21 protein-coding genes and 1 riboswitch are annotated in these 24,340 nt (G+C 47.2%); of the genes, 1 reads left to right on the plus strand and 20 read right to left on the minus strand.

Annotation, left to right across the window (positions count from 1 at the left end):
• The first annotated feature begins 31 nt into the window (after positions 1-31).
• Complete coding sequence (locus tag AC5ELV_RS16195) at positions 32-400, plus strand: helix-turn-helix domain-containing protein (RefSeq protein WP_025720479.1); 369 nt, start codon at positions 32-34, stop codon at positions 398-400.
• Between the two features lie 52 nt (positions 401-452).
• Here AC5ELV_RS16195 and AC5ELV_RS16200 read toward each other — a convergent pair whose 3' ends face one another.
• The 20 genes from AC5ELV_RS16200 to AC5ELV_RS16295 form a co-directional block, all read right to left on the minus strand.
• A complete protein-coding gene (locus AC5ELV_RS16200; protein WP_493430992.1) occupies positions 453-635 on the minus strand; it encodes a hypothetical protein in 183 nt (60 codons plus the stop codon).
• 309 nt (positions 636-944) lie between these two features.
• Positions 945-3,242, minus strand: coding sequence for a hypothetical protein (locus AC5ELV_RS16205; RefSeq protein WP_493430993.1), 2,298 nt, complete (start codon positions 3,240-3,242; stop codon positions 945-947).
• A 48-nt stretch (positions 3,243-3,290) separates the two neighbouring features.
• The gene (locus AC5ELV_RS16210; protein ID WP_493430994.1) at positions 3,291-4,892 is read right to left on the minus strand and encodes a glycosyl hydrolase; all 1,602 of its coding nucleotides are present in this window, start codon (positions 4,890-4,892) and stop codon (positions 3,291-3,293) included.
• A 13-nt stretch (positions 4,893-4,905) separates the two neighbouring features.
• Positions 4,906-4,986: riboswitch (cyclic di-GMP riboswitch) on the minus strand.
• A gap of 155 nt (positions 4,987-5,141) precedes the next feature.
• Positions 5,142-6,518 (minus strand): sugar phosphate nucleotidyltransferase, encoded by a 1,377-nt coding sequence (locus AC5ELV_RS16215; RefSeq protein WP_190298795.1) that lies wholly within the window; start codon positions 6,516-6,518, stop codon positions 5,142-5,144.
• A 579-nt stretch (positions 6,519-7,097) separates the two neighbouring features.
• On the minus strand, positions 7,098-8,426 hold the full coding sequence (locus AC5ELV_RS16220) for a UDP-glucose dehydrogenase family protein (protein ID WP_493430995.1): 1,329 nt from the start codon (positions 8,424-8,426) through the stop codon (positions 7,098-7,100).
• Between the two features lie 5 nt (positions 8,427-8,431).
• Positions 8,432-9,532 (minus strand): glycosyltransferase, encoded by a 1,101-nt coding sequence (locus AC5ELV_RS16225; RefSeq protein ID WP_493430996.1) that lies wholly within the window; start codon positions 9,530-9,532, stop codon positions 8,432-8,434.
• A gap of 28 nt (positions 9,533-9,560) precedes the next feature.
• Positions 9,561-10,709 carry a glycosyltransferase family 4 protein gene (locus AC5ELV_RS16230; RefSeq protein ID WP_493430997.1) on the minus strand — a complete coding sequence of 383 codons (1,149 nt, stop codon included), beginning with the start codon at positions 10,707-10,709 and terminating at the stop codon, positions 9,561-9,563.
• Positions 10,706-11,893, minus strand: coding sequence for a glycosyltransferase family 4 protein (locus AC5ELV_RS16235; RefSeq protein ID WP_493430998.1), 1,188 nt, complete (start codon positions 11,891-11,893; stop codon positions 10,706-10,708). Before AC5ELV_RS16235 ends, AC5ELV_RS16230 begins: the two co-directional genes overlap by 4 nt.
• Positions 11,880-12,719, minus strand: a complete 840-nt coding sequence (locus AC5ELV_RS16240; protein WP_493430999.1) for a glycosyltransferase family 2 protein — start codon at positions 12,717-12,719, stop codon at positions 11,880-11,882. The genes AC5ELV_RS16235 and AC5ELV_RS16240 overlap by 14 nt, the downstream gene beginning before the upstream one ends.
• A gap of 22 nt (positions 12,720-12,741) precedes the next feature.
• Entirely contained in the window at positions 12,742-14,121 is a 1,380-nt protein-coding gene (locus AC5ELV_RS16245) for a lipopolysaccharide biosynthesis protein (RefSeq protein WP_493431000.1), read from the minus strand.
• A gap of 5 nt (positions 14,122-14,126) precedes the next feature.
• Positions 14,127-15,569 (minus strand): O-antigen ligase family protein, encoded by a 1,443-nt coding sequence (locus tag AC5ELV_RS16250; RefSeq protein ID WP_493431001.1) that lies wholly within the window; start codon positions 15,567-15,569, stop codon positions 14,127-14,129.
• 5 nt (positions 15,570-15,574) lie between these two features.
• Positions 15,575-16,345 (minus strand): WecB/TagA/CpsF family glycosyltransferase, encoded by a 771-nt coding sequence (locus AC5ELV_RS16255; protein WP_493431002.1) that lies wholly within the window; start codon positions 16,343-16,345, stop codon positions 15,575-15,577.
• A 4-nt stretch (positions 16,346-16,349) separates the two neighbouring features.
• The gene (locus tag AC5ELV_RS16260; RefSeq protein ID WP_493431003.1) at positions 16,350-17,687 is read right to left on the minus strand and encodes an O-antigen ligase family protein; all 1,338 of its coding nucleotides are present in this window, start codon (positions 17,685-17,687) and stop codon (positions 16,350-16,352) included.
• Positions 17,688-17,697: 10 nt separating this feature from the next.
• Positions 17,698-18,633 carry a glycosyltransferase gene (locus AC5ELV_RS16265; protein ID WP_061830280.1) on the minus strand — a complete coding sequence of 312 codons (936 nt, stop codon included), beginning with the start codon at positions 18,631-18,633 and terminating at the stop codon, positions 17,698-17,700.
• On the minus strand, positions 18,633-19,331 hold the full coding sequence (locus tag AC5ELV_RS16270) for a sugar transferase (RefSeq protein ID WP_013309152.1): 699 nt from the start codon (positions 19,329-19,331) through the stop codon (positions 18,633-18,635). The genes AC5ELV_RS16265 and AC5ELV_RS16270 overlap by 1 nt, the downstream gene beginning before the upstream one ends.
• Positions 19,332-19,347: 16 nt before the next feature.
• Complete coding sequence (gene galU, locus AC5ELV_RS16275; protein ID WP_013309151.1) at positions 19,348-20,241, minus strand: UTP--glucose-1-phosphate uridylyltransferase GalU; 894 nt, start codon at positions 20,239-20,241, stop codon at positions 19,348-19,350.
• 39 nt (positions 20,242-20,280) lie between these two features.
• A complete protein-coding gene (locus tag AC5ELV_RS16280; protein ID WP_013309150.1) occupies positions 20,281-20,919 on the minus strand; it encodes a CpsD/CapB family tyrosine-protein kinase in 639 nt (212 codons plus the stop codon).
• Positions 20,903-21,646 (minus strand): YveK family protein, encoded by a 744-nt coding sequence (locus AC5ELV_RS16285; RefSeq protein ID WP_493431004.1) that lies wholly within the window; start codon positions 21,644-21,646, stop codon positions 20,903-20,905. Before AC5ELV_RS16285 ends, AC5ELV_RS16280 begins: the two co-directional genes overlap by 17 nt.
• Before the next feature lie 281 nt (positions 21,647-21,927).
• Positions 21,928-22,566: a response regulator gene (locus AC5ELV_RS16290; RefSeq protein ID WP_025720512.1), complete on the minus strand. Its 639-nt coding sequence runs from the start codon at positions 22,564-22,566 to the stop codon at positions 21,928-21,930.
• A 116-nt stretch (positions 22,567-22,682) separates the two neighbouring features.
• Complete coding sequence (locus AC5ELV_RS16295; protein ID WP_493431005.1) at positions 22,683-24,320, minus strand: sensor histidine kinase; 1,638 nt, start codon at positions 24,318-24,320, stop codon at positions 22,683-22,685.
• Between the last annotated feature and the right edge of the window lie 20 nt (positions 24,321-24,340).

The raw sequence follows: 24,340 nt of genomic DNA on the forward strand, positions 1-24,340 counted from the left end.
TTCTTAACCTTGCCTTCAGGAGGAAAAACGGATGAATTATGGCACCCGCATCGCTGAATTACGAGAACATAAGGGATTAAAACAAGAGGAACTAGCACAATCCCTCGGAATTACGCGGGCAGCTCTTTCTCACTATGAGAAAAATAGGCGCAAGCCAGACTTTGAGATCCTGACCAAGCTCGCTGATATTTTCGGGGTAACGATTGACTACTTGGTGGGACGTACGAGCCATCCGGCGGCAATATTGGATTCAGATGTGAGGGAATTTGTGGACCAACTTGAACTGTCCGACGAGGATATTCTGCAACGTTTCAACCTGACCATTGACGGACGCACCTTGTCTGAGGAAGAAGCCAAACGTTTTATTGCATTTGTCCGAATGGAGCGAATGATGGAATAAAGAAAGCGGCCGGCTGCTTCCGTCTCGCTCAAGTAAGACCAGCCGTTGGAATTTACACGTGCTTGTCCTTCCGGTATGTGGTTCCATCAGCGTCGCTTTCTAGCCATTCTGGCATCGCGAACCCACATTGGAGCAAAATGTCCCGGATGTCCAAGTGGATGGCAGCTTTGTCTGCTTTCCGTACGTTGTTTTGAAAAAGAGGGTTGTTCACCCCTAATTCTGTCTCCTTGTTCATTCAGCACTAACCTCACTTTATTATTCTTGGTCACCGGAAAGAGATTTCCCACAAACCATGTATGTATAGTCATGAACAAAACTATTATATATGAATACATACCTGCAATGTTGTCGTCTTATGACGAGAATATAAAAGGATTTTCTTATTTTTTTCTTCATTATACGTAAAGTATTGGCAAATCAGAACGATTTTCCAACAAAAAAGAACCTGTCAGGTCCTATTTTCTCCTGATAGGTTCTTTTTTGTTTTATTTCGAAATGATGTTAGGTATTCGAACTCTAAGGTCCTATATGCATTCCGATCTGATTAAGCGACCTCGGCTGCCTGGGAAACCTGAGTACCTCCGGTCGCTCGGACTTTGTAGACATAGTGGCCTCCGGCTTTTACCGTGCGGTCTGTATACGTGCTTCCTGCTACTTGCGAGGCAATCACCTGATAGGCCCCGTCGGTCCCGTCAGCACGCAGCACATCATAGGAAGATACGCCTTCTGCCTGAAGCCAATTAATCTCTACCGCCCCATCCTGAACAGAAGCAGCCTTCACCCCTGTTGGGGCTGAAGCTGCGGTCTGATCTGTACTTTTTAATTCCAAAATATATTGTACCGCTTCGCCAGGACCCAGCTTTTCTTCAAAATCAAGGGCAGGAGAAGCCTTGAGCCCTGATATGGAACGCTGTGCCTGACTGTAGGTCGAACCCGCTCCAAAACGTTCACCCGTGTACAAACCGGCTTTCGGCATCGTTACCCGTACACGAACGGTCTGCGGGGTAGCTTCGAAATTCACTAGATTCACCAGCAATTTGTCTGAAGTAGCGCTGCTACCTGCCAGCGGTTTAAGCTTGGACGTATCCACCGCACGGACATACACCATCTTATCCTTAGTATCCTCTGGATTCAGCACTGTATAAGTCAGAGGTTTTCCATGAGTGGCATAGGCTAGGCTCAAGCGTCTCATGATCTTAACGCGGGTGTCCTGTCCTTGCCCGAACGGATAAATTTCTGTGTTGGCCGGGTTATGACTTTGCAGATCGAAGCCTGTTTTAAACAGCGTATAATCTTTATAAAAAGCAGCGTGCTGGATAAACATATCGGCAAACCCAATTTGTGAACGCATAATCCGGTCGAATGCGGCTGCTTGTGGCTGACTAGCCCCGTAATCTGGATTGTCTCGATGCGTATCATTGGTACCGAACTCCGTGTTCAGCATCTTCTTCGCCAGTCCGTCGCTCGAACCGCCGAAGGTTTTCAAATTTTGAACGAAGCTGCCCCCGTCCTCTTCATTATACGATTCACCGTAGGCGTGTCCGTTGGTCAGGTCGGTGACTTCCTCCAGCTGTTTACGCTGCGCCGGGTCCCGCTCCCATCCATCCGGATCACCGCATTTTTGCGTACCTCCGGTTTGATTTTTGCACGCCTTGGTAGAGTACGTCGGCCAGTAGGCCCAGCCCGGCGCTACGGTTTTGAGATGCGGTGCCAATTGCTTGCCTTCCGTATTTAACCACTTGGCCACAGCCAAATTTACCGCCTTGGAGCGATTAAATAATCCAGGTTCGTTATCTACTTCATAATATTGAAGATAAGAACCGTATTTTTTTACATAATCGCGCAACTTTTGCTTGGCCGTCTCTGGCAGAGAACCATCTTTTTGCAGCTTAATATCACCTGTATATAAATACAAAGCAGACGATTGCATATTATACTGCTTTAACGTTTGATAGTAATCATCCACGTCTGTACATGCCTTGCCCACATTGCTGGCACAGGTGACCCTCATGACGTTGCCACTATAAGCAATTCCCAGCCATTTGAGAACGTATGGTAAATGCTTAACTGCACCCTGATCATAATAAAATTCTTTATTGTTCACGTTTGTTCCGGTCAGTATATATTTACCGTGTACCGGTTCGGTCGCAGGTGAAGCTAACGTCTCCAAGCTCAAGTCATCCCAAGTCCACCACACATTTTTATCTTCTGCAGAGGAGCAGTATAGGCAGCGCGCTGTCTTTAGCTTGAGTACGTTAACACCGCTTTGCAATTGCTCTTTAGGTATATACAAATCGTAGTTGTTTTTGAAATTATAAGCACTCCCAGTACCGGATACTCCGGCAATCTGAATAATACCGGACAGCTGATGATTTGAAAATACAGCCATTTGCGGGACTGCTTTGCCCGCATCCAAAATCCGAACACGGAATATCATACCATTAGGAGGAATCTGATTCAGCTTATACTGGAGTGTCAGTTCAGGGTTCGTGGACGCATTCAAACCGGGAGGAATATCTCCACTGCTGAGCAATACTGGAACTGTTGTACTCTCTTCTGCTACCGACAACGCTGACATTGCTCCTTTAGCAGATGATTCGGTAGAGGCAGCTGCTGTAGAAATGTCGATATTATCCCTGCCGACCACACCTTTGAATTCCGCTGAAGAGTCATCCCTCTGCCCCAGCTTCCATACTGGACTGGCAGCTGCTACTTTATCCGTCTGCAATTCTGCGCTTCTTGAAGGCGTGTATATAAACCAAGCGATCATCGCTATAGCTACGACCCCTAATAGTCCAGATAAAACGACTGTATACCTATGGGATAACCATTTTTTTATCATATGATCCACCCTCTCTCCTCAAATTTTTGGACCGGGAAAGAGTATCAATCAAGGAAGAAACAAAGCGTTTCCGGGAATCACCGCTTTCGCTTCATGCTGACTTTCCCACATTAGACGTGCCATTGCGTCGCCTTTTTCATCATAGTATTCCACTTTTAGATCTACCATTTTGCCTGCTTCCAAAGTAATACTGCCTTCACGCTCTGTCCAGCTTTGTTTGAACCAGCTGTCAATAACCAACTTGCCGTCTACCCATACACGGATACCATCATCAGATATCGTTGCGAACGTATAGGTCTCGCTATATTGCGGTTTGATTTTACCCGTCCAGCGAACCGAGAACTGATCGGCATTCACCTTTGGATCAGCTGCATTGGCACGCCAGTTGTAGTCCAGCTTGCTATCAGTACGGATCAAAGCAGGACTTCCATTCAAATTCATATTGTTAAAATATTCGCCACGCAGCCCGTTCACATATACCACATCAGGAACAGAAGGAGGAGTCGGAGCTGGGGGAACGATCACTACTGGCGGAGCCGGGATAGGCTCACTTTGTCCCTCGTCCGGTAAGGTCGGTATATCTGCCCCAGGGGGTTGAATCGTTTCCAATCCATTTTTCACATCATCCCGCGTCAAACTCCTCGAATCATTCATATAATCCTGAATTTGATTTGTTGTGTTATTCTCAGTCAGCATCTTTCCCCAAGTCATGGAATATACCCATTTAGGTTGAGCCTGCAATACCTCAGAACTAGGCATCTCACCGTGCTCCCCAATGGCAATCGGCTTATTCCGTGCCAGTCCGAGCAGACCTTCGTAATGACTTTGCTTAAAATCATTGTTGTAAATGTCTACTGCCAAAATGTCCACTTTGTCATCCCCAGGATATTTCGGGGTATACGGGACAGTATACGAATTGGGCGCATTCGGACTCCATACCCACAGCAGATTGTTCAATTGATGTGTGTTGGTAAAACGGTCATACATGATATTCCATAGCTGATTGAAATTATTTTTGTTTCCCCACCAGAACCAGTCGCCATTCATTTCGTGGTAAGGTCTCCACAAAACCGGAACCCCTGCATCACGAAGCTGCTTTAACGATACAGCGACCTTATCCAGATCGGCAATGAGAAGGTTATACTGCGTAGTACCTGGGGTCACGTATTTGTTGAACTCTGTCTGACTTACTTTCGCCTGTACATTGGCCCAAGTCAGTGGCCTACCTGGTAGCGCTTCATGAAAAGTCATCGTCACAATACCACCGGATCTGTCCCAACGGATAGCACTATCGACGACATTTTTACGTTGCGCTGCTTCTGTAGCGTCAGATTGACCAGAGATAGCTCCCATCTCATAGCCGTGTACACCTACATATGCCTGACTGATTTTTTGGACCTTGTTACTTAATTCATCCGGACTCTCCAAATAATCATGCTGACCGGTGACTATTTTTTTCCCTGAGATGTTGAGTAAATAATTGTATAGTTCACGGGCCTGAGTAGAAGCGTCCGAATTAACAGGTTGTAATGAAGCAGCATTTGCGACAGATAGAGAATCACCAAAACCGACGGGCAACAATGAAAAAAGCATAACAACGGGGAGTACATGACGTATCAGTCGATACAGAGGAATAAAATTGAATCTCACTTTCGCTCTTCCTTTCGGTAGCCAGGCTGCCATCCTTGTGGAAGGCCCTTTAGCTTTGCGTACCTGCCTTTCGACAGGGCTGCGTTTATCGTTGGAAGGAGTTTGGATTCCTTCTTACCCTAAGTATCGACTTTATTTTACCAAAATTTAATAGGTCATGTTCATGAATTTACAGGTTTTCGCCCAAATTCGACAGTTTGGGCCATGAATTTTCATGAATTCGTCTTTTTTTCGTTTTTACGAAAATAATTATGAGATAAATTGGTGACGGGAAATTTCATTCCAATCCATACAAAAGCGGACAATATCCTCTTCAACCAATTCAGAGCCAGTCTGCACCTCAATAAAATCCACATCGGTCACAGCCAAAATGCTATGCTTCGTCCCTTCAGGAATGCGAACTACATCACCAGCCTTTACTTTGTGTAGCTTCTCATTCAAAATAATTTCCGCTTCACCACTAATGATGGTCCAGATTTCACTCCGTTTGAAATGAAGCTGGTAGCTGATATTTTTGCCTTTCCGTACGCGGATTCGTTTGGTCAATACCTCGTTACCCTCGTCATACTTGACATAATCCACAACCCGATACTGTCCCCAACGACGTTCTTCATACATTGGACGCTGATCATGAGCCTTGAGTACTTCCTTAATGCGAGGACTTTCTGCCTTATTGGTCACAAGAATGCCATCCGGGCTAGCAGCTACAATCAGATCATTCGTGCCAATGATCGCCACAGGAATGTCCAACTCGTTAATAAGACTCGTATTGACGCAATCCTCCGTTACTACACCTCTGCCCACTTGTTGATTAGACATTTCTTCTGTGAGCGTATTCCAGGTACCTAAATCCTTCCAAAAACCATCATACGGAAGAACTACGATATCCTTTTCCTTCTCGACTACTTCATAGTCAAAGCTGATTTTTTCCAGAGATGCGTATTGCTTTTGCATTTCTTCATAATTCAGCGGCAACCCCTTGGATGCCAAGATATCCAGCAAATAACTTAATTTGAATGCAAAAACCCCGCAGTTCCATAGAGCATTGCGTTCAATCAGACGCTCCGCCTGCTCCCGGTCGGGTTTCTCTTGAAAATGGCTCACTTCGCGGTAGCCTGTGCTACCTTGGGTGGCATCGTTTTTCGGAATAATGTAACCATATTTCTCTGAAGGATAGGAAGGGACAACCCCGATTAATGCAAGCTTGCCTTCACTCTCCTGAAGCGTATGTTCCAGCTGGGCTACGGAAGCGAAGAAAGCATCCTCAACATAAGGATCTACAGGCAATATAGCTATAATTTCATCAGGTGAAACACCAGCAATGGAATATAGATAAGTCGCTGTCAGCGCAATCGCAGGAAAGGTGTCTCTGCGTTCTGGCTCAACAATGATGCGCGTATTCGACCCGACCTGACTCTGGATCATTTCGACCTGTGCTCTCCCTGTCGCAATAAACGAGGATTCTGATAATCCGTTGTCTCCCAATTGTCTCCATACCCGCTGTACCATGGATTCCGAAATCCCCTCCGGGCTCTCCAGTACCTTCAAAAATTGTTTGGAACGGGAATCGTTGGACAAAGGCCATAATCTTTTACCGGAACCACCAGACAAAAGTACGAGCTTCATAACTCTCCACTTCCTCTCTATATTGGTTGGGTGATCGTTCTGATGATGAGTTGACTACCCGCTACGGAATGCATTTGATCTTACGATCGCTGTTGCCGTGGGATTCTTCGGATTATATAAGACATTTAGTTGTAAGAATCCCTCGTCAAAGGCGACCGCTCCGCTTCTCCAGATTCAAATCCATCCCTGCGCTACTCAAAAATGCATCATGCCGATCATACCGTTTATTGCAAAAGGCACGACCGGACATTATTAAGTCCGGTCAGCCTGTAAAATCTCACACTTGGCGTTTACCTGCCTTGCTTCACAGGAGCGGCTTCAATTGTGCCGCTCTTTCTGATACGCCCTTCCTACTCCCACCCCATAAGGTGAGAGCTTTAAAAAACCGTGACTCCACGGCGGAAAGCAGCGGAGCGGGCAGAATTGTTCTGAAGAAGCGCAGCGTTTGCCTTTACCCCCGGATTTTAACCTTTGAATGTTTTACACAATCCAAAAATCCGGGGGTAACAGCAATCGGAAGAACAATCTGCACGCGCAGCGCCTCCAACACCGCCACAGTCACTTTTTAATCTGTCACTTTTAAGCTTCCACTTTATCTCTGTTCCACCCACTCATCCGCGGACGACCCACGGAATAGTATTCCAGCCCGGAGCCTTGAATCTGTTCCTCAGCGAATACGTTACGACCGTCAATGAGAACCGGCTTGTGCAGAATAGAGGCCAATTGTACGAGGTCGACTTTTTTGAACTCTTCCCAATCAGTCAACAGGCACACAGCGTCGCTACCTTCAGCGGCTTGCTGTGGGGATGAGCTCCACACAATATTCGGGTGATCCACGTGCTCCTTGAATTTATCCATCGCAATGGGATCATAAAGCTTGACAATTGCGCCTGCTTGAATGAGCGTTTCTACGATTTCCAGTGCTGGAGCTTCGCGGATGTCATCTGTATTTGGCTTGAAGGCGAGGCCCCAAATGCCAATCGACACACCGTTCAGTTGACCCAGCGATTCGCGTAGCTTGGATACAATCATAAAGCGCTGGTCGGTATTCACCTCGACCACCGATTTCAACAACTTAAATTCATAGTCTACATTACCCGCAATTTGGATAAGCGCATTTGTGTCTTTTGGAAAGCAAGAGCCACCATACCCGATCCCTGCTTGCAGGAAAGAGGAGCCAATCCGTTTGTCCATCCCCATACCATCAGCCACACAAGTTACATCGGCGCCAACCTTTTCGCAAATATTAGCGATTTCGTTAATGAACGAAATTTTAGTTGCCAGGAACGCATTGGACGCGTATTTGATCATTTCAGCACTACGGATATCCGTCACATAGATTTTATCCGTAAACACCTGATGCAGAGTAACCATTGTTTCACGCAATCCTGTATTGTCCAAACCAATAATGATGCGATCCGGATGAAGCGTATCATTGATGGCTGAGCCTTCTCTCAGGAACTCCGGCGCGGAGACGATATCGAAAGACAAACTCGTGTGACGAGCCAATACGTCCTTAATCTTTTCGTTCGTTCCGACAGGTACAGTACTCTTGGTCATAATAATCTTATACCCGTTCATGGCTTTCCCAACATCAGCGGCCGCCTGTTCAATGTACGACAAATTCGCCTCGCCGTTAGCCAGAGAAGGCGTACCTACCGCCAAAATGACGATATCCGAGCGGCGTACCGCATCGGCCAAATCCGAGGTGAACTCCAACCGGCCCGCTTCCAGATTCAACGCGATCAATTCCTCAATACCCGGTTCATAAATCGGAGATTCTGCCCGGTTCAACATGTCGATTTTGTGCTGCTCCAGATCGACACAAATCACCTCATTACCTTTTTGCGCAAAACATACACCCGAGACGAGCCCAACGTATCCAGTACCGATTACAGCCAGCTTCATTCCGTTCATCCTCCTTTTAGAAAGTTCACATAGGCTTGTTCTACATACTTTTTTAATTGATCCTTGAAGTTTTCTTCATCAAATTTGCGCGCATGGGTAATGATATCGTCCACATTCCATGCATGTTGCTCAACCTTTGCGACGGCCTCCAGTACATCCTCTACTTGATGCTTGCGGAAAAATACGCCGTTCACATGAGGAACAATCGTATCCAGCGCTCCTCCACCCTGAAAAGCGATGACAGGCCGTCCGGCCGCATTCGCCTCCAAAGGCGTAATACCGAAGTCCTCTTCACCCGGAAATACGAGCGCTCGGCATTCTGCCATCAGCTTGTTAACCTCTTCATCCTCAAGCCTGCCGAGGAACTCAATGTTCGGGGCAGCCATACCTTCAAGTCGTTTACGATCCGGTCCTTCACCCACAATGCGCAGCTTGAGACCGTTACGTTTGAATGCTTCGATCGCGAGATCGATGCGCTTGTAGGACACCAATCGGGATACGATCAGGTAATAGTCACCGATGTTTGTAGCGCGTTTAAAACGGGATGTATTAATAGGTGGGAAAATCACATCTGAATCCCTTTGGTAATAGTGTAAAATTCTTCGTTTAACAACCGAAGAGTTGGCGACAAACTGGTCTACGTTGCGAGAAGTTTTGGCATCCCATGTTTTCAACCGGTTCATGTACAGCTTGAGCATGTTTTTGAGCAGGTTGGATTTGGACTGCCGGGCCATATATGTATCGTAATCCCAGGCAAACCGCATCGGTGTGTGACAATAACAAATGTGAAACGTATGTTTGGGTACCTGGATGCTTTTCATAAATGCACTGCTGGAGCTTAAAACAATGTCGAAATCCCTAAAATCAAAATCACGGATAGCAATGGGATACAGCGGCAGCACTCCTTTGAAGTTGTCCTTCACTCCTGGGACTTTTTGTAGCCAAGTGGCTCTAATATCCGCATCCTTCAAGTTATGCGACAGGCGGTCGTCGCTGAACACCGTTGTGAAGATAGGAGCCTCCGGATACATATCGTGGAATACCTCTACTACCCTTTCCGCTCCGCCCATTTGGATTAAGTAATCGTGTGCTATCGCTATTTTCATCTGAATCATCCTTTAACGCGAATGTCGGTCAGACTCCTGCCAACAAACCCTTATAGTAATGAACTATATCCTTAACTGTGTTCTCGATGACAAAATGCTTCTTGACCCGCTCCATCCCTCTCTCACCCATCTGCTGACGTTCCTGTGGATGCTCCAACATCCAGCGGATGGCTTCTTCCAGCTTAGCCGGATCACCCGGTTCAATAAGCAGCCCGGTTTCATGGGGTACCACCGTTTCCTTGGGTCCACCCTCATTGGAAGCAATCACTGGGAGACCCGCAGCCATGCCTTCAATAATGACCTGACCGAATGGTTCTGGTGTAATAGAGGTATGAATCAGCAAATCACAACGCTGCATCAGGCCTTGAATGTCATCGACGTGTCCCAGCAGATTGACGTTAGCCAACCCGTATTCGCGCATCATGGACTCTAATCGTTGCTTGTATTCCTCTTCTCCGAACAATGCATCTCCAGCCAGCCAGAATTTCACGCGCTGATCCGGTAAAAAGGAACGTGCCGCTTCCAGTAAAATATGCTGTCCCTTCCATTCCGCCAATCTGCCGACCAATACGACGTTAAAGGAGTCATCACCACGTGAATGCGCAGCCGTGTCACGTGCTGTAATTGCTTTGGCAAAAGCGGAATAAACGACGAGCGTCTTTTTGTCCGGGGGTAACTCCAACGCACTCAGTGTGGACTTGGAATTGGCAATCACTCCGTTGGGCAAAAAGCGGGACATCAGCCGAATCCCTTTGGCTACAATCGGCTTCAGGTACGGCGGACCGATGTGATCACGGATATGCCAGATCAAGGGCAGCTTCGCTGATTTGGCAGCTACTGCACCATACAGTGCAGACTTGAGCGAGTTCGTGTGAACGCACACGACCTTTTCCTCACGCAGCAAGGGCGCAAGTTTTCTACCGTATGCCAGCAAACGAAAAGCTGCCGCAGGCGCACCTAGATTCACGGCGTTCCGTCCCCGATTGCGAATCGAATCGTCCAATGGAACGATGCGCACATCAATATCACGCTGCCGAAGCCGATCTGCCAAATCGCCCTCCTCTGCCAAAATAACGAGCGGATCGATATGTTCCCCGATATTCGTCAGTATGTTGTACAAAGCGACTTCGCCGCCGCTCCATCTTGCCGTATGGTCAATATAAGCTACTCTCATCATTTCGCCGCCGCCTTTCTATCAAGGACCTGTCGGAACACTTCTTCCACCTGCTCCGCTACATGTCCCCATGTATATCTGCTCAGGACATGGTCCCGGCATTCCCTTGCATTCGGTAGAAGTTCACGATGATCCAGCACACGTAGCAACCCTTCAGCAATGGCTTCACTATCCGTTCCCTTGAACAAAAGCTCGGGACGGAATCCTCTTAAAATCTCCTTGTTGCCACCCACAGGCGTCGCCAGCACCGGCAGTCCCGAGGCCATCGCCTCCACTGTGATCAGACCGAAACCTTCCAGTGCCTGTGTGGGTACAACGAACAAATTCGATGCTTGATGGAACAATGGAAGCTCCTCATCCGACACATAACCGAGCAGCCTTACATGATTATGAAGATTGTATTCCGCCACCTTGGAAGCCAATTCGTCCATCAAGGGGCCCTTCCCTCCAATCAGCAACAGATGATCAGGGTGACGCTCGGTTACTCGTCGCCATGCTTCCAGTAGCTGTAGCAGTCCCATTCGATTAACAAGACGACGAACGGTTAGCACAATCGTCGCATTTTGCGGCAAATTCAGGCGTTTCCGCACTGCTTCTTGATCCTCTGCTGGGTGGAACCTTTCTACATTCGCCGCACCAGGAATAATATGAATTTTGCTGAGTGGAACCTTATAGTGCTCATGCAAAATATCCCGAAATGTTTCGCTTAGCACTATAAATTTATCCGCCAGTCCGTAGGCCTTCATTTCAATGGATTTGGCCAACGTCGTTTTTAGCAAATGCTTAATGCCCTGTCCTTCAATCTTCATTTCCTCCGTCCACGGTCCGTGAAAGGTGGTAACTACCGGAATTCCTCTTTTTTTCGCCTCCAGCGCCGGTCCGACACCATAGGGAGCAAAATGGGAATACAGTACATCCGTCGGTTGCTTGTCGAACAGCTCTGCTGCATATTTTTGCATTAGCTCTCGACGCTTCCACATGGATTGCTGCTTGCTGCCAATCGAATGAATCCGAATACGGTCGGGCGCCTGCGGCTGCTCGTCACTACAGATTAGAGCATCCAGCGTATTGCGCTCTAACGTAAGCTGCTCACAGATGGATTTGAAATATGTGTTGAGGCCTCCTGGCTGCAAGGACGGCCAGCTAAGCCCCGTTGCCGCAATACGAAATCCGTTATTGTACGACATAGCTGGTTTCTCCTTTCTGCTCGGTCTGTCCGTCATTCACGATTTCTATCTTTTTTCGCCGCTTGGTTAGCTCATAATGCTTGAAGCAGACGAGAAACTCATACATCACCCAGAAAACGGCTACGGCAAAACCCGCCAATCCCTTGCGGTATAAGCCTTGGACAAAATATTTCTGCACAAAGCGGGCAGGAGGCCGCCACAACAGTCTGGTAATCCGAAAGGATCTTCCTTTGTTAAATGCCGTCTCTGCTTCCAGATCTGTATATTTGTTAAAACGGGTCATATGATCACTGATGCTGCGGAAGCCGTAGTGCCATAACACGCCCTCCAGATTGATAATCTGGGAAGAGGCTACATCCGGCATTTCATGAACAAGACTATTCGTAATGCCATAAATACGCCGATTGTACAAACGAACCAGGTATTCGCCTTTGTTCATCCATTTACCGAGAAAATCTCCAATCCGAAATACGGAATATGCTTTGGCCGGATCGTGGAGCGTTTCCTTTACTTTCAACAAGTCTCCAAGCAACTCTGCATCCACTACTTCGTCCGTATCAATCAGGAATATCCAATCAAATTCCGCTTTTTCAACACCAAACATGCGCTGTTTGGCATAACCGGGCCACGGGTTAGAAAACACTCGACAGCCCAAGGATTCAGCTACCTGAATCGTATTGTCCTTGCTCCCCCCGTCAATGACGACGATATCGTCCGCAAAGGGCTTGCAGGATTTAATGGCGGCTGTGATTCGAGTGCCATCATCCTGAGCGATAATAACTACGGATATCCGGTTGTCCGCGGGAACGCTAGACATGTGGTTCATTAGCGGGTGCCTCCTTCTTTATCTAACCGTTAACTGGCTTTTTCCGGATGTAGTGTGACATCGTTGATCGGAGCCATTGAAAATCTTGTTTGGAAATAAGCAGTCTTGGAATCTTCATTTTTAGAACGAATTTAACATTACATAAAATGAAAATGAACCGTAGAATCCCCGAAGACAGCATTGCTATCCCTGCACCCGTCAATCCATATTTCGGTACGAGTATGGACAGCAATGGAATGACGAGCGCCAATCCGACACCCTGTAGAATGGTAACCAGCTTGGGCTTACCCAACGCCATAAATTGTTGTGCCAGCACCATGGTCCCTCCACTGATAGCAACCTCAAGCACCAGGAACCGGAATACCGTAAGCGCTTGTTTAAACTCTTGACCATATAACAATGTAAATACGAACGGAGCAATCAGCATCAGCATCACCGCAGCCAGAAAGGTTGCCGTTGATGTCACTCGGAATGCCCTAAATGTTATGGCCACCGCCTCTTCCTTATTCAGACCGGAAGCTTTGGGAAACAGCACGACAATGATCGAGGTAGAAAATACATTCACCATCCTGGCCAAGCTGACCGCTACTGCATATAAACCGAGATCAGCGGGTCTGAGCAGACCCGCAATCAAAATCTGGTCAATATAAGTGGAAACCTGCCCCATGAGATCATTCCCGTATGAACCCATACCGTAGGTAAAGAGATTTTTAAATTGCGTCCAGCTGTTTTTTACCTTTGGTTTGTACAGCCGAATCATTCGTATCGTGACACCGATATAAATCGGCAAGCCTGGCAGTAAATAGGCCAATGCCGAGGTGTACGGATTCATATTTCCGGTTAGTATCAGAATCGCCAGACCCAGTAGCGTACTTAGCGGTACCAGATACCGGAATAAATTGTACTGCTTATATTCCGAGCGAACTTGAAGCAATGCATTATTGATCTGTGAAATCGCTATGAGCGGACACATCATCATGGAGCACTGCGCGAAAAGTATGACCGATGAAGAAAAAGAGCGCAGCCAATAAGGAATTAGAAATACTCCGACGAGTGTCGCCAAGCCCCCGAACATGGCAGCCAGCAGCAAGGCCAGACCATACAGCTTGCCCGTTTCCTCCGGTTTCCTTTTGGCATTGTAAATCAATGCAGACGGGACACCGAAGCTCATGCAGAAGGCGAGAAATTGGGACCAGTTCACCATCGCTGTCTGTTCCCCGCGTCCAGTAGGACCCAGGAATCGTGCCGTTAGCACACCAGTCAGCATATTCACGACGAGAATCAGCATACTGAATATCATCGTTTTTACTGCTGCAGAGCTGTTATCCTTGCTTTTGGCAAACCGAATCACTGTGGACCATAGCGTCCGGACAGGTGCGGATAATGCTTGTAAGTTTTGCACAGCCTTTACCTTCTTTCCGCGATGACATCTTTTGCCCATAGTCCTATTCCGATCATCATCCAGATCAGATAGCCGCGCATACCGGGGAAACCATTATCTGATATGAGACTGGCTACAGCTCCGGCCCACGTAGCCAACGCCAGTCTGATATAAGGCTGACTGGCATCTCGTTCGGCAATACGGGCGAGAAGGCGCTTGAGGATAACGAACAGACCACCGAAGAAAAAGAATGCCCCGAAAATACCGAAGGTGAGGAAAATGGCGATATATCCATTATCCATAATCCCAAGTTCGCCGAGATCGCCGCCGTTATCAAGCTTGGTTCCGATTCCTACACTCCCGATCCCCTGCCCGACCGGATTGCCAGCAATCGCCGGAAGCATCGTATGCAGTAAATCCAAACGCTCATTGTACGAATGATCCTGCTGAATATCCGTCAGCGTCTGCATGCGAGCCACCAAACCTTCTGCCCCTGGAAGTTTTGGAACAATGATATAGAGAAGAAGGCCAACTATAGCTAGTTGAAACAAGGTTTTCCACTTTCCCTTGGAAGATGAACTGAGAATGTAAGCCAGTAACATGACGAATGCAATTAGCCAGGCTGAACGTACCAGCGTGATTAAGAGACAAACGACCGTCAGCAGGATTCCGATCCATCCCAAAGTGCCACGCCAACGTTTTTCCATTAGCATGGGTACAAGTGCCATCGCCAGGAAAATAGCGCAGGGACCGGGCGAGTTCATGGAAGAAAATACCCTGATTTGAAGTGGTTCTGGAACACCAATGGAATTCATTTCTACATGATTCATCCAAAATGCATCCCACGGAGGTACCGTCAAGTACTGGATAATGCCGTAAATTGCCACAAGAACAGCAATGTTGGCATATGAATACAGCAGACGGTCCAGCTCCTTCGCCTTCATGGGCTTAATCGCAAGATAAGGCAACAGGATCAAAGGAACCACATAATTGGCTAGATCATAAGCAAAAACAATACCATTTTTGAATAACCCGACTACACTTCCGTAGGCCAATTCTATGCCGAAAAATACAGCAATTCGGGTCAATGGTTTTTCCGCCTGATGAATGCCTCGCAACACAGGAATAATCAACATACTGCTTACCAGCAGCGGTGCCACGCTCAACAAGGAAACCGAGTGATACGTTCCCTCCATCCAATCCGCAATGCGGCGGATTTCCGGGCCTACTGCCCACACTGCCAGTGTGTAAGGAATCAGTAGCCGCGATTGCAAGATCGCCAACAGGAAGGCCGGAAAAACGAGCGCCAGCAATATGGCTCCCTGCTGGCTCATGGTGGGATTCATCTTGGCGCTGACAAATCCGATGGCGAGTGGCAACATACAAGCCAGCAATCCCATGCCGATCATGCCGATTCCACGCCGATTTCCTAGCCAAACGGAAATCTGCTGATCTGCCAACCGACTCATGTTTCTCACCCCTGACCTCCCTTCATCCGCTTCCGCTTGAACATCTCCTTAAACAGCAGAACGAGAAATTGGGAATCCTCAATCAAATATCTTTTCCACAATCGTTTAGGCTCCTGAGACAATCTCCAGAACCATTCAAATCCCGTCTTCTGCATCAGCTCCGGTGCTCTTTTCACATTTCCCGACAGGAAATCAAAGGTCGCTCCCACCCCAATTGAAATCGGAGCGCGGTAAGTCTCATAATATCTGTAAATCCATTTTTCCTGTTTAGGTGCGCCTACACCTACAAAAACGATGTCCGGGCGAGCCTCTTGAAGCAGTTGGATAATGTGCCTATTCTCCTCTTCGTTTTTCTCAAAGCCATAAGAAGGAGAGTAACAGCCCACCACATTCATGTTCGGATAAGATTCCTGGAGATTGAGCATAGCCTTCTCAGGAATACCGTCAGCTGCACCCAGAAAAAATAAACGATAGCCTCGATCCTCAAAAGCCTCTCCCAGCCGAGTGAACAAATCTGACCCGGACACCTTTTGTTTGAGGGGTTTTTTCAGTATCTTGGACGCCCATATGATAGGCATCCCATCGGCCACTACAGCTCCGGCATCCGAATACACCTTGCGGAATTCATCATCCTTGCGAAGCTTGATCACATGATCGACATTACAGGTCAAAATGTAGGAATGACGCTGATGTTCAATAGAAGTATCTATAAATTCGAGTAGATCATTAAAATCGTAATTATCAAAGTTGACATCGAACATGTTCACTCTGCTCATCGTATCACTTCTCTTTGCGAAAATCGGTTTGAGTAGATGTCTGGTATAACGCGTTCAAATACCAGCAAAATGGAATAATCATCTGAACCGTCGACAACGTATTATCTGAAAACGAGTAGATCAGAAAGCCTGCAATTAAGCTTGCAAAATAAGGTTTGATAGACTTGGCAAGCGACCGGTAAATGAGAGCGAACACGATCAGCAATGAAAGCATTAATAGCCCGCAACCGATATATCCCGTGTCAAAATAAAAGCGTATATACTCGTTATGCGGTACAACAAAGCCATTGAATAATGTCCCGTCGTTCGCGACCGTTACCGCGCCAAGACCTCTCCCTGACCAAGGGTAATCATGTACTCTGTTCAAAAAATATTCCCATGCCTCCGAGCGTCCCGACAGGTCAATGCCTGTATCGGTCTCCCGTTCGAAGGAGCGTTTTTTTAAATTGTTCCATTGCAGGGCCACCGCCCCCAGAGCAACCAAAAACGATCCGGCCAGCGGTAGCAAATAATTGACTTTCCCCTTGAGGTACTGACGGGCAATATCAAACAGATACACAGCAAACATTAATAACAATGCCAGAATCGGTCCACGTGTACCGGTGGCGATCAGAATCAGAAAGTTCAGTGCCAACACAGTGTAATAAAAAGCGGCTTGCTTGGGTCTGCGCTTGACCTCAATTAGAGAGACGGCAATTCCGAGAAAGGAGAGCATTGCCAGATGCGGCGGTATATTCGCTCCTTGTACTCTGACTGCGCCCGTAAATTCTACATCCGTAAACGAATGCAGCCCTAGAACCTGCAAACCCAGTCCAATGACCACACTAATAATGGGCAACAAACTGATCAGTCGGATATGCTTTTCTGCCACATCCTTTTTCCACTGGATCAGTAAAAAAAAGAAAGGGAGTGATAAACCGACGAACGCCTTGACGGCAATTGAGGTCGTTAACAAAGGCAGCCATGCTGAAAATCCAAATGTGATCCCCAGCATGATCACCAATGCCCAGACCGGATAGCTGAACTTGAAACGTATGCCATACACAAGCATGCACGGCACCAGCAGAGCCAGAATGCCCAATTTGTACAATGACAATATCTCAATACCGAACACGCCACCCTGATACAGAGAATCGACTGAGACTGCTGTACTTAGCAAAACAGCGTAGCTGATGCGCTCCGGATGATGTATAGAAACAGCCAGCAAGAGCAGTAAACATACCGCCGCAATACTGACCACCGGCTGATAGGTAGCCGCAATTCCTACAGCAAGAGCGCCCAGTAGAAAAATAAAAACATGCTGTATGGTGTTTATTCTAGTAGTCCAAGGATAGTTACTCATGTTCCATCTTTCACCCCGCAGCTGACTCGCTTTTCCGGTTGCGCAGTGTATCCAGCGTCCCACGGATACTTTCAAGCCTGCACCGGTTCAACAGCTTCCTGCCCTCACTACGTGCCAGCAGGGAATCCACAGTGATGTATAACACTTTGGCTGCCGTCTTCGCCATCAGCATCGCGTTGCCGCGCAGACCTACGGCCTGAGCAGCGTTAGACATGCCCTGACAATAGTAGCGGTTCATGATCCATTCTTTCGTTAACCGTGAAGCCGGCACAAAATGTTCCACAGACATGTGTGGATGATACATAATCGTTCCACCATTTTTACGGATTTGCTCGAATACCCACGATTCTTCACCAGATAGAAGGATATCTCCCTTTCTGCCTAGATGAAGCGGGAACATAACGGCAGCAAAAGCCGTTTTGCGCATCGCCATATTCGCTCCAAATGGATTCAGTCCCGACGGATATTCACGAACGGCTTTGCCCAGATCAATAATCGTGTAAGGCAGTTCAAGCGGGCCTGTCAGCCAACCCGGTCGTTCCGTCTCAAACATAGGGTCAATTTTCCCACCCATAGCCGTCAGCTCAGGATTGTTCCCGAATGCTGACATAATCGTTTGCAACCATGTAACACACGGAATTGCATCATCATCGAGAAAAGCAATGACTTCCGCTCTTGATAACGTAATGCCTGCATTACGAGCAGCAGACAGTCCTTGTTCGCGCTCATAATGATATCGGAGATGGATATTCTGACCATGGGCGACGGTGAACCTTTTAATCGTCGCTGCTGTATGATCGGTGGATCGGTTATCGACCACAATGATCTCAGCCAGTGCAAGGTCTTCCAGCTCCAGCAGGGACATTAACGTTTTCTCCAGCAGGTCCGCCCGGTTATAGGTGCAAATAACGACGGACACTGCGGGACATCGCTTGAATGCATCCATCAGTAAGCATCCTTGGAGAACAGCATTTTAACGCCTGTTTTCATGATGATTTTCAAATCGAGCCACGTATTGCGAACATGAATATACTTCAAATCCATTTGCACCATTTCTTCGAAGCCTACACTGTTACGTGCGCTCACCTGCCAGTAACCCGTACATCCCGGTGTTACAATCAGGCGTTGCTTATCATAATCGGAATATTGCTCGACCTCGCTTGGCAACGGCGGACGCGGACCGACTAAAGTCATGTCGCCGACCAACACGTTCCACAGCTGCGGAATCTCATCAATACTCGTCTTGCGCAGAAAACTACCAATTTTCGTGATCCGAGGATCGTTTTTAATTTTGAACATGGCGCCGCTCACTTCATTCAGCTCCATCAAGTCCTTTTTCAGTTCCTCAGCATTGGACACCATTGAACGGAATTTATACATATCGAATAACTTCTCATTCTTGCCCACCCGAGTTTGCTTGAAAAACACGCTTCCCTTTGGGTCTTCGAGCTTAATCAAAACGCCTACCACTACAAAAAGCGGAAGCAAGACGATCAAGCCCACGAACGACAGCAGCATATCAAGGAGGCGTTTTGTGACCAGGTAGGACGTTTTATCCTGAATTTGTGTATTTCCGTATGGCATGTAAAACGCTTTACCTGACATGACAGCCTCGCCGTCCTCCGGTAAATTTTCCATGCTCATGCTGACGTACCCCCTCTCAACCTGCCGTGGTTGCTTTCTCGGTCTTTTTCAACCATTCATTCATAGCCTCCATAACCGGATACTTCAAATCATCGCTGGCAAGTGCAAATTCAAGTGTGGTTAAAATATATCCAAGACGCTCACCTACGTCATAACGTGTGCCTTCAAAATCATAGGCGTACACACGCTCACTCTGATTCAGCTTTTGGATCGCATCCGTCAACTGAATTTCGCCGCCAGCTCCTTTTTCCTGAAGATCAAGATATTTGAAAATTTTTGGCGAGAACACGTAGCGACCCATAATAGCCAAATCCGATGGCGCTGTGCCTGGAGCCGGTTTTTCTATAAAATTATTCACTCGGTACAAGCGTCCGTCCTGCTGATCCGGTTCAATGATGCCGTACCGGTTCGTAAATTCCTGCGGTACCCGCTGCACACCGATAACCGAATTCTGAGTTTCCTCATACTGATCCATCAGCTGGCGCAGGCAAGGTTTCTGACCTGTTACGATATCATCGCCCAGCAGCACACCAAACGGCTCGTCCCCAATAAAGCGTCTTGCGCACCATACCGCATGTCCAAGACCTTTGGGTTCTTTTTGGCGAATGTAGTGAATTTCCACTCCCGAAGAACGCTGTACTTCCTCCAGAAGCTTCAGCTTACCGTCCTCGAGCAGTTTGGATTCCAGCTCAAATGCGTTGTCAAAGTGGTCCTCAATGGCACGTTTGCCTTTACCCGTAACGATAATAATGTCCTCAATACCAGAAGCAATTGCTTCTTCCACGATATATTGAATCGTAGGCTTATTGATAATTGGAAGCATTTCCTTAGGCATCGCTTTGGTGGCAGGGAGGAAGCGCGTACCTAACCCTGCTGCTGGAATAATGGCCTTTTTCACTCTTTTCGTCATCGCACTCATTCTCCTTGCTTCATCGAATTTTGGTGTTGCTTACTTCACCTGATTCATCACAATTCCAACCAGCGTCGCACTGGCCTGCTCCATGAGTTGCTTTGTTTTGCGTAGATCTTCCCGTTTGGTACGACCATGTCTAGCAACGAGAATCACACCATCCGTTAAGCCTGCAATCAGGCGAGCATCCGTATAATTCAACGCCGGAGCCGAATCAAGCAAGATGATGTCATATTCACGTTTGAGCTCTTCCAGCAGCTCCGCCATACGTTCGCTACCGAGCAGATCCGCCGCGTTGTAGAGGGTGTCTCCACCGGGAACAACCGATAGCTCCAGGCCACCATGTCTAACAATAGACTTGGAAGAAGCCCCACCGCGCAAATAAGCCGATAGACCTCCGGTATTCTCCATTCCGAATATCTCGTGCAGCGCTGGTTTATGCAGATTGCAATCCACCAGAGCCACCTTCTTGCCTTCTTGTGCAAAGGAAACTCCGATGTTGGCGAGCAGTGTTGTTTTACCCGCTCCGCTTTCCGGCGAGGTCAACAATAGAACCGTCCCACGGTCCTTTTGTCCAATCACCTGCTGCCGAATGTATGTACGGAGGGATCGAAATGATTCCGAGATATACGATGATGGATTACTTTCTGTAATCAACATGTCATTCAATCGCAGCATATTTACGCTCCCCTACCCGTTCTTTGGAATTTCCGGCTGCTCCATCGATGTCCTTCTTGCGAATGACTGGAATCGATGCGATTACCGGAATACCGATGTCCGCGTCCGCCTCTTTTTCCGAGCGCAGCGTGCCGTTAATGCTTTCCAGGAACACAATCGTGCCCAATGCAATCATCAGCGATACGAGAAAACTAATCGCTATATTCATGAGCGGGTTCCCATTAATCGGGTCAGGATTGGCCTGAGGGTCCGCTTCATTTAAAATTTTCACATTATTCAATTCCATCAATCTCGGAACCGTCTGTACGAATTTCTGGGTTACCGCGTTTACAACCGCTGCGGCCTGTGGATAGCTCCCTGCCTCAAACGTCAAACCGATAACCTGACTTTTATCCGAGGATTTAATCTGCAGCTTCTCTGCCAACTTCTGCTGTGTCAAACCGAACTCGGGATGAGCCGCTACAACAGCGTCCATAATTTTAGGTGAAGTGAGAATTTGCTTGTAGCTTTCCACCAAATTAAGACTTGTGTTGACGTCGTTCAGATTGTTGCTCCCCTGCTTGGCAGAAATATGATTAACCAGCAGTTGGCTTGAAGCGGAGTAGACTGGCTTCACGACATTGTCGCTCACAAAGTATGTTGTTACACATGAGAGAATGACAAAAATCGCAATCAGCCACAATCTTCTTTTGATCAGGACTAGATAATCCAAAATGGTTTTCTCCACAAAAATCCTCCCTCCTATACAATTTCTCTTCATATTTAAGTATGACTTTATTGTAACAATTGGCTCTGTGAACGACATGGAACCGAATGGCACTTTCTCCCTCACTACAGGGGGAGGGAAATGTATACTTTCGGATACGACATGGTATACTTTTGTACCATAGATTGTCGATTATGGAAAAAGAAATCGAAAAAAGCCTCAAAACCACCATTGTTGGTGATTTTGAGGCTTTTCCTACCACTCGCACATGAAAGTGCAGCGTAGCTTATAGAGCCAGCTCGTCATACGATATTTGTTGGCTGGTACTTCGCCAGACCAATGGCATTGGCATACAATGCTGCCTGTGTACGATCCGCTAGCCGCAGCTTGGCCAAGATCTGACTGACATGCTTTTTGACTGTGAACTCACTGATAAATAACCGGGATGCAATTTCACGATTGCAAGCACCTTGCCCCAGCTCGACCAGCACTTCCTTTTCCTTCGGTGTCAGGTCGTCCGTCAGATTGCCCGCATCTTCACGCAGCTTGTTTTCGAGAATAGCCGGATCATAATATTTGCGTCCTTTGTTGACAAGATGAATCGCGTAAATTAGTTCCTCAGGCAATGCTTCCTTAAGCACATAACCGTCCACGGAGGCTTCCTCTGCTTTCAAAAAATCTTCACGTGTTGCGGAAGAGGTCAGCAAAATAAATTTGCTTCTGAAACCGCGTCCGCGCGCTATCTTGATAATATCCAGCCCCGATTCATCAGCCAGTTTCAAATCCAGCAGCACCAGATCCGGATCCGTTTCCTCAATCACCACAAGTGCTTCCTGTTGATTCTGGGCCTCTCCCGCAAACTGAACATTGGGCTGCATGGATATGACCGCAGCGAGTCCTTTCCGTACTAAAGGATGATCATCGACAATGACAATTTTCATGATTCGGCCTCCTGTCTACAGTTCAGGATTTGCATAATCCCTATGTATCCGATTGTTACCGCAGATTTTGTATTGCAGAATGTTCACACATTTTATTCGAGAATTTTGCAAAATCCTCATTCATAAGCATTTACCGGAATGGACAATCGGATCTGTGTTCCTTCTCCGATTCGACTTGAAATATCAAATTCGCCTCCCATCGATTGAGCTAAATATTCCATATTCATCATGCCCAGGCCCCCGCCTGCACTGACCGCCTCACCTCCTGCTACCATTCTCGCCGTCTCAAACCCTACTCCGTCGTCATGAATAGACAGTCTAATCACTTGGGGCGTCAATTTTAACTTCACATCAATTCGCTTGGCCATTCCATGTCGGATTGCGTTCCCCGCCGCTTCGGAAATGATGCGGAACAAAGCCTTTTGGTATAAATACGGAAGTGAATAATGATCACCATGAATGTCAAAATCAATTTGTACATGGTTCAGCTTGGAAAGTGTATGCAGATGACTTTTCACAGTACCTAACCAAGTTGAGCCTCCGCTTTTTTTCGAGCTTAGACTATGAATCGCCCCTTTCAGCTCTCTAACCGCTTGGTTGGCAGATTGCTGAATTAGATCAATTTGCTCCTCCACCTGCTCCTTAGGCTGATGACACCAGGTTTGCCGGAGAGAATGCGTTGCGTACACAATACCAAAAAGACTTTGAGAAACATTGTCATGCATTTCATTTGCAATCCGGTTCTGCTCATTCGTCACAATCAGCTGATTCTCAATACGCTCCAGCTCATAGCGCTCCAAAAACACAGCACTCAGCTCAGCCAAGAATATCAGTTGTTGCACGAGCCAGCGTCTTCCTGTCAGACTTTGATCCGGTCCCAGCTTGAGACCAATCGTCGCTACAAAGCGGGTCGTCATCGGTACAGTGATCATGAGAAAGTCGCCCCATTCTGGCAGATGTCTGAAAAATGGTTCGCGTTCTTCCCTGAACTCCTCCCGGTAATTCTCCAGTTCCTCGAATAGCTGCTCCTCCTCCTCTACCGTCCAGCCTGTCTGGCTGCTTGCCGGTGCATCCTCCTCCTGACTATCCAGCCAGAAAAATGCACGGCTCTGCTTGGTTAGCTTGACAGTGTAATCCGAGATGACCTGACCTAGATTTAATGCCTCATTATGGCTGGTCGTCTCCATGATGTGGTAAATCGACTTGATATGATCCATCGTCTCATTGGCTTGTTCTTTAGCCACCTTCAGTTCGTCCTTCATGACGCCGATAACCTGCATTGCCATCGTGGTTACGATCAATACCAGAAACAAATTAATGTTCTGCAATATAAGATCCCACAAAAAATATTGACCTGGTGTAAAAAAGATATAACAAAATGTAAGCACCAAACCGATATAAGAAAGTAGGAGCGTCCAGCTGTACCTCATAGATAGATGAGCACAAGCTACCAGCATGGGAGTAATCACATACCATTTGAACGGGCTATTTATCCCTCCAGTCGGGAATAATAACAAAATGATCCCTGCTGTTTCTAGTGCAATGCTACATTTCAATACCATATCATGAAGTCTGTATTTACGGTAAATCCAAGTAAATGCTGTAACGGATAAAAATAGAAAACCAATCAGTAATAGCTTCTGCCACACGATTAATCTAGATGATTCGAACAGAAAAACAAGTGACGTTAAAGATAGTGATACATAACGGTATAAAAAAATCATTTTGTCTTCTGCTGACTTCCTCAACTTCATCCTGTCACCCTATTCTGTGT

The sequence above is a fragment of the Paenibacillus sp. NMA1017 genome, from assembly GCF_058895805.1.

Excerpts from the sequence above, each read along its gene's own strand:
- AC5ELV_RS16255 (WP_493431002.1), bottom strand. The coding sequence starts at position 16,345 with ATGAGCAGAGTGAACATGTTCGATGTCAACTTTGATAATTACGATTTT.
- AC5ELV_RS16215 (WP_190298795.1), bottom strand. The coding sequence starts at position 6,518 with ATGAAGCTCGTACTTTTGTCTGGTGGTTCCGGTAAAAGATTATGGCCT.
- galU (WP_013309151.1), bottom strand. The coding sequence starts at position 20,241 with ATGACGAAAAGAGTGAAAAAGGCCATTATTCCAGCAGCAGGGTTAGGT.
- AC5ELV_RS16205 (WP_493430993.1), bottom strand. The coding sequence starts at position 3,242 with ATGATAAAAAAATGGTTATCCCATAGGTATACAGTCGTTTTATCTGGA.
- AC5ELV_RS16250 (WP_493431001.1), bottom strand. The coding sequence starts at position 15,569 with ATGAGTCGGTTGGCAGATCAGCAGATTTCCGTTTGGCTAGGAAATCGG.
- AC5ELV_RS16200 (WP_493430992.1), bottom strand. The coding sequence starts at position 635 with ATGAACAAGGAGACAGAATTAGGGGTGAACAACCCTCTTTTTCAAAAC.
- AC5ELV_RS16290 (WP_025720512.1), bottom strand. The coding sequence starts at position 22,566 with ATGAAAATTGTCATTGTCGATGATCATCCTTTAGTACGGAAAGGACTC.
- AC5ELV_RS16230 (WP_493430997.1), bottom strand. The coding sequence starts at position 10,709 with ATGATGAGAGTAGCTTATATTGACCATACGGCAAGATGGAGCGGCGGC.
- AC5ELV_RS16240 (WP_493430999.1), bottom strand. The coding sequence starts at position 12,719 with ATGAACCACATGTCTAGCGTTCCCGCGGACAACCGGATATCCGTAGTT.
- AC5ELV_RS16225 (WP_493430996.1), bottom strand. The coding sequence starts at position 9,532 with ATGAAAATAGCGATAGCACACGATTACTTAATCCAAATGGGCGGAGCG.
- AC5ELV_RS16295 (WP_493431005.1), bottom strand. The coding sequence starts at position 24,320 with ATGAAGTTGAGGAAGTCAGCAGAAGACAAAATGATTTTTTTATACCGT.
- AC5ELV_RS16220 (WP_493430995.1), bottom strand. The coding sequence starts at position 8,426 with ATGAAGCTGGCTGTAATCGGTACTGGATACGTTGGGCTCGTCTCGGGT.
- AC5ELV_RS16260 (WP_493431003.1), bottom strand. The coding sequence starts at position 17,687 with ATGAGTAACTATCCTTGGACTACTAGAATAAACACCATACAGCATGTT.
- AC5ELV_RS16195 (WP_025720479.1), top strand. The coding sequence starts at position 32 with ATGAATTATGGCACCCGCATCGCTGAATTACGAGAACATAAGGGATTA.
- AC5ELV_RS16235 (WP_493430998.1), bottom strand. The coding sequence starts at position 11,893 with ATGTCGTACAATAACGGATTTCGTATTGCGGCAACGGGGCTTAGCTGG.
- AC5ELV_RS16265 (WP_061830280.1), bottom strand. The coding sequence starts at position 18,633 with ATGGATGCATTCAAGCGATGTCCCGCAGTGTCCGTCGTTATTTGCACC.
- AC5ELV_RS16280 (WP_013309150.1), bottom strand. The coding sequence starts at position 20,919 with ATGCTGCGATTGAATGACATGTTGATTACAGAAAGTAATCCATCATCG.
- AC5ELV_RS16270 (WP_013309152.1), bottom strand. The coding sequence starts at position 19,331 with ATGAGCATGGAAAATTTACCGGAGGACGGCGAGGCTGTCATGTCAGGT.